We start from the raw sequence: 8,424 nt of genomic DNA, 5'->3' as shown, positions 1-8,424 counted from the left end.
TAGAGGTCTACCCGGAGGCAGACAGTTACACATACATTGAACTAGTTTGAAAAAATGATTTACTTATTATATCCGGAAGCGTTTTTCCTGCCGCGGCAGGCAAGCCTTTTTTTGATTTTTTAGTTTTCCTTCCGAATAGATATGTCGCTGTTGATTTCATATTGAACTGTTTTGATTTACTTCCCATAGTGCCGTATAGCTGTTATCTTTTTTGATGCTTACACGATTCAATATTTTGGATTGATTAGGACTTATAAAAGCGAGCGCAGGGAGCGGCTTATGCAGTCCGGTTCAACTCCAAAATATTGGTGTTTTGCAATCCAAAAAAAGAAGGCTAAGGTGCAATTGAAGTGAATTAAAAACCGATTAGGAAGAAACAGCACAATAGCCGGAAGGGAAACTAAATGAAAAGATGAGTATCCTATTACCTATAAACCAATACTTTAAAATTTAGGAATGCATTTTAAGATAAAATCTTTCAGGAATAAGGCTTATTGGGCATCAAATTTGTATTGCATTTTGCATAATTATAGCTAATAGCGTTCTTCCGAATTTACCCGACTCTTGTTATATTATAGTCAGTTATATACTTAAGAAGCGACTTGTAGGCTTTCTTATCCCACTATGAACTATGTGCTAACTATGTCATTAAAAGTTCAAAGCAAAATCATTCATCGAAAAATTTAAATTATAGACTCATTTTTAAAGAAACCTATCACCTACTTTATGGCTGCATTAATGCTTATGCACAAATTTCTGAAGTATACCAGATCCTAAAAGTTGAGGAATATCAAGGGAAGAGATTTACTCTAAAAGCGAAGATCTTTTATAAGAATAAAATGGAGAATGAATCCTTTGCAGTTTTATCGGCCTTTCCTATTAGGAGTCAGGCAAAGGTGATCGCTCAGTCAATCTTACAGAACATGCTGCTGTGGGCACCTCAAATAAGCTGGGCTCTATTGTAATTTCAAAAATAAATGACTGGATATTAAAATTTTAGTAATTGTAAAATGTAGCAAAAAAAACGTTTAATATAAATCGAGTTGAGCTATTATAGTCATCAAAATTGCATTAAACGCTTAATCTATTTTCGCATTTCTATAGAAATTACTGGGTAGGATTTAAGATTAATAATAATTCATACCGTTAAACAAAAAGAGATTACTAAAATACTATATCGAATCGTTAACTATCCATAAAGATTTCTTGACATGCACTCACAATCCATTATATTTCAGTTATTTTTAATCCTTTAAAATGCTTTTCTCGTTTATTTTTTGAAAGCTTTCCCTGATTTTGATTCAATAACTTAATAAGTAAATCTACTTCATGATTAGGTAAGCTAATATGATCATTAATCGCCTGTGTCATGCGATCATATTTTTTCCAGGTAATCCAGTTCTTCAGGAATAATTTTTTCAATAGTATCACCAACAAAGCTATAGAGAAACTCAGCCTGTTTGGTAAGATCGAAATACCGGTATAGATCCCTTGTTTCATTTAGTATTTCTAAATTATGATCCGTTGTTTCTTTCCATTCAATCAAACCTATTCTGGATAGAGAGAAATCTTCCAGAACATCCTGATATTCATCGATACGCTCTAAAATTGCAGATGAGACTGGAAAAATTATACCTCTTCTTGTATATCCCATTCTGGTCAGAATGTGATGAATAAGATAACGATGAATTCTACCATTACCATCAGCCAATGGATGTATAAAAACAAAACCAAATGCTATAGATGCTGCTGCTAATACAGGATCATAGTAAGAATCCTGTAACACTGTATTCGTTTGAAGTAAGCCATTAATCAAGATAGGCAAGTCATTTGCTCTGGCAGATATATGATCAGGTATTGGCGTAAAGGTTTCTCTATCATGCTCCCCATTTTCGAATCGCCATATTACGGAGCTTCTTGCTTCCTATCACAATATCTTGCAAGCGTTCAAGTTCGTCAAGACTAAGAGGTATTTTACCACATAAGCCTATAGCTCTATCCCAATTGCGAGCTCGCATATTCGGAGGGTTTTGCCTTCAATGGCAAAAGAAGCTTTGGAATCTTTCAATAATAAGAATGCAGCAGTTCTGCGTACTAAATCTTTATTTCTTTTCCCTAATCCCGTTTCAATAGCTTCAGATAAGTTCTTATTGATATACTGTACAACGAGTTTCGTTTTTCGAATCATCGGGCAATAGTCAGGTGTTCCTGGCAAATTATTTTTGATCCGGTGTCGTATAGAGTTAGTGGCTCTTACGGTGAACTGCAAAGATTCATCTACCATTGGGACATCGGTACCTCTTTTAAGATCGGGGACGTTCAATTTATCGCCTAGTAATCATTCATTTAGAAACCATGACCTTCTGGTGTATTGCTCTGTAGGTTCATCTTTCAACATACTAAGTAGGATTTCTTTCCCTAGAGTTTCAAAAAATTTCTTCAGGATATAGATCTAAGGCTTCATATTTTAAAACAAAAATCAAATGGCTTTTTAGATCATTAGCTGGTTATGTCGTTTGGCAAACACCTTCCATTCAGCTGTATCGTATCTTTGATTTCGATTAAAAGGATAGGCAATCCAAGAATTGATTGAACATGACCCATTTTACTATTGAGACTGATATTAATGCATCTTACGACAGTAAAGCTATAAGTCTGTAAAGGCTGTATAAGATTTTCAGACTATCTATCCATGGAGATTGAAATTTAAGATTAAGAAGACCAACAAACTTGAAGTCGTAGCTAATCCGATTTATATTTTACTTATTTTAGTGTTAGAACCTGTTATGATATAGAAAAAAATATTTTAGTTTTTTGGCATGAACTACAATGATAATATTATTAAAGAGATAGCGGAATTAATTGATTGCGGGCATATATGCTTTTTACATACTCAGCAAGCTTTAGTAGAATATTACCCAATAGACATTGATTTATTTTATGGTAAGTCCAACCCCTGGCAAGATATCATTGATAAGGTCGCAGGGGATCAGGAGCATTATATTCATATAGAACAAATGAGTTCCTTCCAATCTTTTAAGGCAATGGAAGATTTTGTAGCAAATAAAGTAGATTCTTTGAATTTTAGATCTTCCTTAGAGGAAACTTTGAGAAGACCCGGACCATTTCGACACTTTAAACATCAAGTGGAGCAATCAGCTTATCGTGAGTCATGGTTTGACTTTAAAAGCCAATGCAATATTGATTGGGTCAAATTACAACTGGATGATCATAAGATCTAGCACTATACAGCAAACATTATCTAAAAATTTACGTTATTCTTCTACATCCTTTCTTATATTATCGATTTGTTCCTTATGTAAGGGTTTATAAAGATATCCCCTAATTTTAGCCCCATATTTTTTGACCCTATCTAAATCCCGGGGATCAATAGAGGAGGAGGTCACGTAGATGGCGATTGGAGCCAGCTTTTCCTGAAGAACAAACCAATCAAGAAACTCCCAACCATCCATTACCGGCATATTAAGATCTAAGAAAATAATTTCCGGCAATTTTTTATTTTTTTGTAGTTCTGCGATGGCTTCTTCTCCATTTGCGAAAGTTTTGATTTGCTGCGCAAAATTTTCCATATTCAGAAGAAACTTCAACCCAAAAATAAAGACGGGATCATCGTCAATGATATACGTATGAAATGTTTTAGGCATGTTTCAAAAATATTTTAAAAGTGGTCCCTATGTTTGGCGTGCTCTCGACTTCGATTTTTCCACCCATGGCTTCAATTTGATTTTTGGTGATAAATAATCCAATTCCTCTTGCTTCTTTATGCCTATAGAAGGTTTTATACATACCAAAGAGTTTGTGACCATACTTTTCTAAATCTATTCCCAGACCATTATCTTGGATTTCCAACATCACGAAACTATCAATATACTTCGATCGAAAGCTTAATTTTGGTGCCCTATCTAGGGAGCGATATTTAATCGCATTAATTACAAAGTTAAATATAATACTTTCTAAATATGCGGAAATTACAAGGACCTTAACATCGGAAGCAACTTTATTTTCAATTTTTATCTTTGTTTCTTTGATATGCATTCATCCATTCTGGTTGATCATCCTTCCAGCTAACCACTTTCCCCTGATCATATACCCAGATTAACTTTCCATTCCGGTGTCGCATTCGAGCTTCGCTTTCATAAATCAGGCTGTGGCCATCAAAATGTTCCTGTAATAGACGTTCACATTTTTTTGCATCATCAGGATGTGCTAATTCACTCCAGGTTGATACCGAAAAAGGTTGCAATTCTTCCATGCGGTATCCTAACTCCTGAGCCCAAAACGGACTTAAGTATACCTCCCCGGTTTGAATATTCCATTCCCAAAATGCAAGTTTAGCCCTGGTTAGGAGACTTCGGATGGCAAGTATTCTCTGATCAATTTGATCCGTATTTTTTGTTTTCTGCCGTAATCCAAGGATTTGAAATGTATCCTGCTGAAAAGTGGATCCCTTAAAAGCAATGGACCTTCCTGATTTTGATAAAATCTCAATCTCCTGATGTTTTTTCTCCAGATGAGTTTTATTGATCCTATTGAGGATAGCAGGAGGAATATCCTCTTTATAGTCAAGTACATCAGCAAGTCTGGCATTGGCCCAAATTTCATTGGTCATGGAATTCAAAAGAATGATCCCATAGCCATGGTCTTGTGTAAGTTTCCCCAAATTAGAACTGCCTGATTGTCTAAAATTTTGTTTTCCATAGTTCTCATATAGATCAGGTGAAAAACTCATCTAATTATAAAAAATATCTACCACGCGAAAACCCCTATTTTTTATCATAAACCGATCTAGTAGGCTTTACCCTATACTTTCAAGACCAATTATCTCGAGTGGAGGTATATCTTGAAAAAAGATATTACCTCGTATAGGGATCTCAGGTTAATAAGAAAAGTCTTTTAAAAAATAAATACCTGAAATACCTCCAATTAGAAGCCCAAATTGCTAATTTTATTCCACAATCGAAAGAATATTTTTAGTATTTCCCTATATTTTTTCGATCAATTTTAGTAGTACTATTCTAAATATTATGGTGTTAACCCCTAAATTCGATTTCCCTTATTAATTTAAAATAAAAATTTCTATATCTGTATTTTTCACCTTTTAAACATCCAGTAATCAAAATACATAAGCTGCGTGGTCGCTTTACCTTTAACTATAAAATAAAGATCATGTACACCGGTAATTTCTTCTACTTCAGCTTTAACCAGTTTCCAACGATCATCCCCACCGGTTATAGGAACGTTTAAGGTCGCCAGTAGTTTGCCATCTTTAGCATCTGCCCGAACCTCCATAGAAACATTGTTATTATGCACACTTCCAATACGGGCGGTAATGGAACTCGGAGAAATGTCCCCAAAATCAACCGCTTTAACCTGAATATAGGCCCCATCCTTCATTGCCGTTACAAAGTTACCGACCACTTCATTCGATTTCGCTTTAAAACCTTCAGACCAAGCAATGGTTTCTGCTTCGGTTTTGCGATACGGACTCATCTCTTTTAAAGCGTCTTTAATTCCGCTGGTCATATTCATCTGCTCAATGGTCCCGTCGTCGTTAAATTTTAATTCCTGTACACAAACCGAACGGTTAAATCCGCTTCCGCCGGGCAAACCAGCGTCGTGATAAAAGAAATAAGTTTTATCTTTATAATCTATAATTCCTGGATGATTGGTAAAACTCCCCCCTTCGGTTGGCATTAATTTACCCTGATATGTCCAGGGGCCGTTAATACTTTTACTGGTAGAATATCCAATATGTTCAGGGATTGGTCCGGCCGCAAAAAACAGATAATATCTATCATTGTTTTTATAAACCCAGGGACCTTCTTCATAAGTAGTGGGTCGTCTCTCGTCATTTTCGCCTTCCCTTTTTCCAAAAGCTTCAATGCTGTGTGGGATTTGTTTGATTTCCCCTTCCGTAGAGATCATATCTTCATTGAGCTTCACAAAATAACATACAGGATTTCCCCAAAACATATAAGCCTGCCCATCATCATCAATAAAAACGGCAGGGTCTATATCGGCATTACTCTCAGAAACCAGCGGCTTGCCAAGAGGATCGATAAACGGTCCATACGGACTGTTGGCCACAGCAACTCCAATACCATTTTGATTGTTACGATCGGTGATGGGAACGTACAGGTAAAATTTACCATGGCGCTCAATTGCAGCAGGTGCCCAGGCATTTTTTAATGCCCAATCAAAATCTTTATATTCCAAAACTGCACCATGATCGGTCCAGTTTACCATATCTTCTGTGGTATACAGCCGCCAGTCATCCATCGTAAACCAGGTTGAATTATCCTCGTCATGACTGGTATAGAGGTACACTTTACCATCGTGAACCATAGGGGCAGGATCGGCCGTATAAGCAGTTTGTATAATAGGGTTTTGTGCTTCCAGAAATGAAATCCCAAAAACGCTAAACAGAAACAATACATTAAATGAACGTCTCATAAATTGCTTAATTTTTAATTACGAATCCGCCTTTAGGCTGAATCTCTACGGAAATCTTTCCGCTAGAAGGAATCTTTATTTCTTTAGAAAAACTTTCTTTTTTCTTATCATCAGAAAATAAGTTTACGGTTTTTCCTGCAAGCATAGGAAGTTGCAGTTTTATTTTTTTTACGCTTTTTTCAGCATTCACTCCAGCCACATACCAGGTTTCGTCGTGCCGTCTTGCCAAAACTGCAAATTTTCCAGGGTAGCCGTCAATAAAAACGGTTTCATCCCAGGTAGTTGGTAATTCTTTTAAAAAATCCAGTTCGAATTCAGGAACATCTTCCAGGTTATTTGGAGTTAAGGCAAACATTTGTACAGGATTCTGAAACAAAACTCCCGTCGCCAATTGAAAAGCATCGGTAGTTAATCGCTCCTGGCCTTCTTTATTTCCTTTATTAAGATATTTATTCAGTAATATTCCGCCAAATTCCATACTGGCAACAGCATTTCTGCTAAACGGATGCATAGAAGCATAGAACGCCTCTTTGTTTCTCACATCCTGAGAAAAGATAAGCATTTCTGAAGCAAGAACAGCCTCACTTCCTACAAAATTAGGATACATTTTCTCCCATCCTCTGGGAAGGGTCGCTCCATGAAAAATGACCATTAATCCGTAATCATTAGCATCTGAAAGTATATTTTCATAAAGCTTCATGGTTTCCTGTTTGTCCCCTCCAAAAAAGTCGACTTTTAGTCCTTTAACTCCCGCTTTCTTCAGCCATTTCATTTCCTTTTTTCGGGCTATGGAAGTATTCATCTTGTTTAGTGGAGTCATAAAAGCGTCATTAGCAACTCCGTTAGAATTATACCACAGAAAAACATCTACACCTTTAGATTCGGCATAATCAATAAGTTCTTCCATTTTTTCGTAACCTATTCGTTCGTCCCACCAGGCATCTATAAGAATATATTCAAAATCCATTGCCCCTGCCAGATCGATATATTTTATCTGATCCTCATAATTCATGCTGTTATCCTGCCAAACAATCCAGCTCCAGCTTCCCTTACCATATTTATAATCCTGGGAAGGTTCGTAAAGCTGATCTACCACATCGTAAGGAATGGTCGTCTCCACAATAGGTTTTAATGTTTCCCCAACCGTAATGGTTCTCCAGGGTGTATGTCCCGGCAAGCCTATCTGAGCGCCCGTACTACCAAAACCGTTATTTTGGGCAGGATCTGGATATGCTACGCTGTAAATTCCATCTTTAAAACTGCTTAAATGCGAGGCCGTATAAAGACTGCTAACACCGGTTTCTGAAAGTAAAACCCATCCATTTTCCCCAATCTTAAAAAGGCTTGGAAAAACATAACCAGTTTCAGATGTATTGCTTTCAAGCTGGGCATCGGCTGAATAGCCACTTTCGTAGCTAGGCGCCGTTCTGGCAAAGCCTCCCATAGATTGCATCATTGGCGACAAAAACGAAGTACTCTCTGCCGGAAAATTATATCCTGTTAACTCTTTTTCCACCACACAGGCCCGGGTATCGCCCCATTTAGGTAATTGATACCTAAAGGCGATATCATTATTGCTTACCTGAAAATATATAGCAATTTCCTGCTCTTTAGCATTTGCAAAAAAAACTGTAAGCGTATTCGCCTTATAGGAAACCTGAGATTGCTTTATTTTTTCCATGCTGTATTCTGAACTGGTTGTGCCGTTAGAAGACTTTAGCAATTTCATTTCTGAAGTAAAATCGCCCTCGTTAGTCACCAATCCAAGTGGAGATTTTCCCAATATGGCCTTTTTATTGTAAATCACGCTGTAAAATGGTTTTCCGTTTTCAACCTCTACCGTAACTTCCAGTTTACCGTCTGGACTGTTGATTGATGCTTTTTCCTGAGCAACCATCAAAGTAGTTAAAAACATACACCAAATCAGGCTAAATATTTTCATAGTATTCT

General features: G+C 36.7%; 9 protein-coding genes. 1 reads left to right on the top strand and 8 read right to left on the bottom strand.

All coding sequences use genetic code 11. The features are described from left to right. Window positions 1–1,227: 1,227 nt before the first annotated feature. The 3 genes from IIF7_RS20910 to IIF7_RS18610 all read right to left on the bottom strand — a co-directional run bounded on the left by IIF7_RS20910 (window position 1,228) and on the right by IIF7_RS18610 (window position 2,323). A complete protein-coding gene (locus IIF7_RS20910; RefSeq protein WP_176219006.1) occupies window positions 1,228–1,371 on the bottom strand; it encodes a hypothetical protein in 144 nt (47 codons plus the stop codon). 4 nt (window positions 1,372–1,375) lie between these two features. Beyond that, complete coding sequence (locus IIF7_RS18615; RefSeq protein WP_262508201.1) at window positions 1,376–1,846, bottom strand: Fic family protein; 471 nt, start codon at window positions 1,844–1,846, stop codon at window positions 1,376–1,378. Between the two features lie 141 nt (window positions 1,847–1,987). Next, window positions 1,988–2,323, bottom strand: a complete 336-nt coding sequence (locus tag IIF7_RS18610; RefSeq protein ID WP_084843190.1) for a hypothetical protein — start codon at window positions 2,321–2,323, stop codon at window positions 1,988–1,990. 496 nt (window positions 2,324–2,819) lie between these two features. Between IIF7_RS18610 and IIF7_RS18605 the strand changes: the two genes are divergently transcribed. Further along, entirely contained in the window at window positions 2,820–3,242 is a 423-nt protein-coding gene (locus tag IIF7_RS18605) for a UPF0158 family protein (protein ID WP_084843189.1), read from the top strand. Between the two features lie 33 nt (window positions 3,243–3,275). Here IIF7_RS18605 and IIF7_RS18600 read toward each other — a convergent pair whose 3' ends face one another. The 5 genes from IIF7_RS18600 to IIF7_RS18580 all read right to left on the bottom strand — a co-directional run bounded on the left by IIF7_RS18600 (window position 3,276) and on the right by IIF7_RS18580 (window position 8,416). Further along, window positions 3,276–3,665, bottom strand: coding sequence for a response regulator (locus IIF7_RS18600; protein ID WP_084843188.1), 390 nt, complete (start codon window positions 3,663–3,665; stop codon window positions 3,276–3,278). Next, the gene (locus IIF7_RS18595; RefSeq protein WP_084843187.1) at window positions 3,658–4,056 is read right to left on the bottom strand and encodes an ATP-binding protein; all 399 of its coding nucleotides are present in this window, start codon (window positions 4,054–4,056) and stop codon (window positions 3,658–3,660) included. Before IIF7_RS18595 ends, IIF7_RS18600 begins: the two co-directional genes overlap by 8 nt. Next, complete coding sequence (locus tag IIF7_RS18590; RefSeq protein WP_084843186.1) at window positions 4,025–4,750, bottom strand: PAS domain-containing protein; 726 nt, start codon at window positions 4,748–4,750, stop codon at window positions 4,025–4,027. Before IIF7_RS18590 ends, IIF7_RS18595 begins: the two co-directional genes overlap by 32 nt. A 362-nt stretch (window positions 4,751–5,112) precedes the next feature. After that, window positions 5,113–6,474, bottom strand: coding sequence for a glycoside hydrolase family 43 protein (locus IIF7_RS18585; RefSeq protein ID WP_084843185.1), 1,362 nt, complete (start codon window positions 6,472–6,474; stop codon window positions 5,113–5,115). Window positions 6,475–6,481: 7 nt separating this feature from the next. Further along, window positions 6,482–8,416, bottom strand: a complete 1,935-nt coding sequence (locus IIF7_RS18580) for a glycoside hydrolase family 97 protein (RefSeq protein WP_245801677.1) — start codon at window positions 8,414–8,416, stop codon at window positions 6,482–6,484. Window positions 8,417–8,424 lie beyond the last annotated feature (8 nt).

Source organism: Zunongwangia atlantica 22II14-10F7 (assembly GCF_002094855.1).
GTDB lineage: Bacteria > Bacteroidota > Bacteroidia > Flavobacteriales > Flavobacteriaceae > Zunongwangia > Zunongwangia atlantica.
Note: the sequence above shows the minus strand (reverse complement) of the source record. Positions and strands in the feature narration are given on the sequence as shown.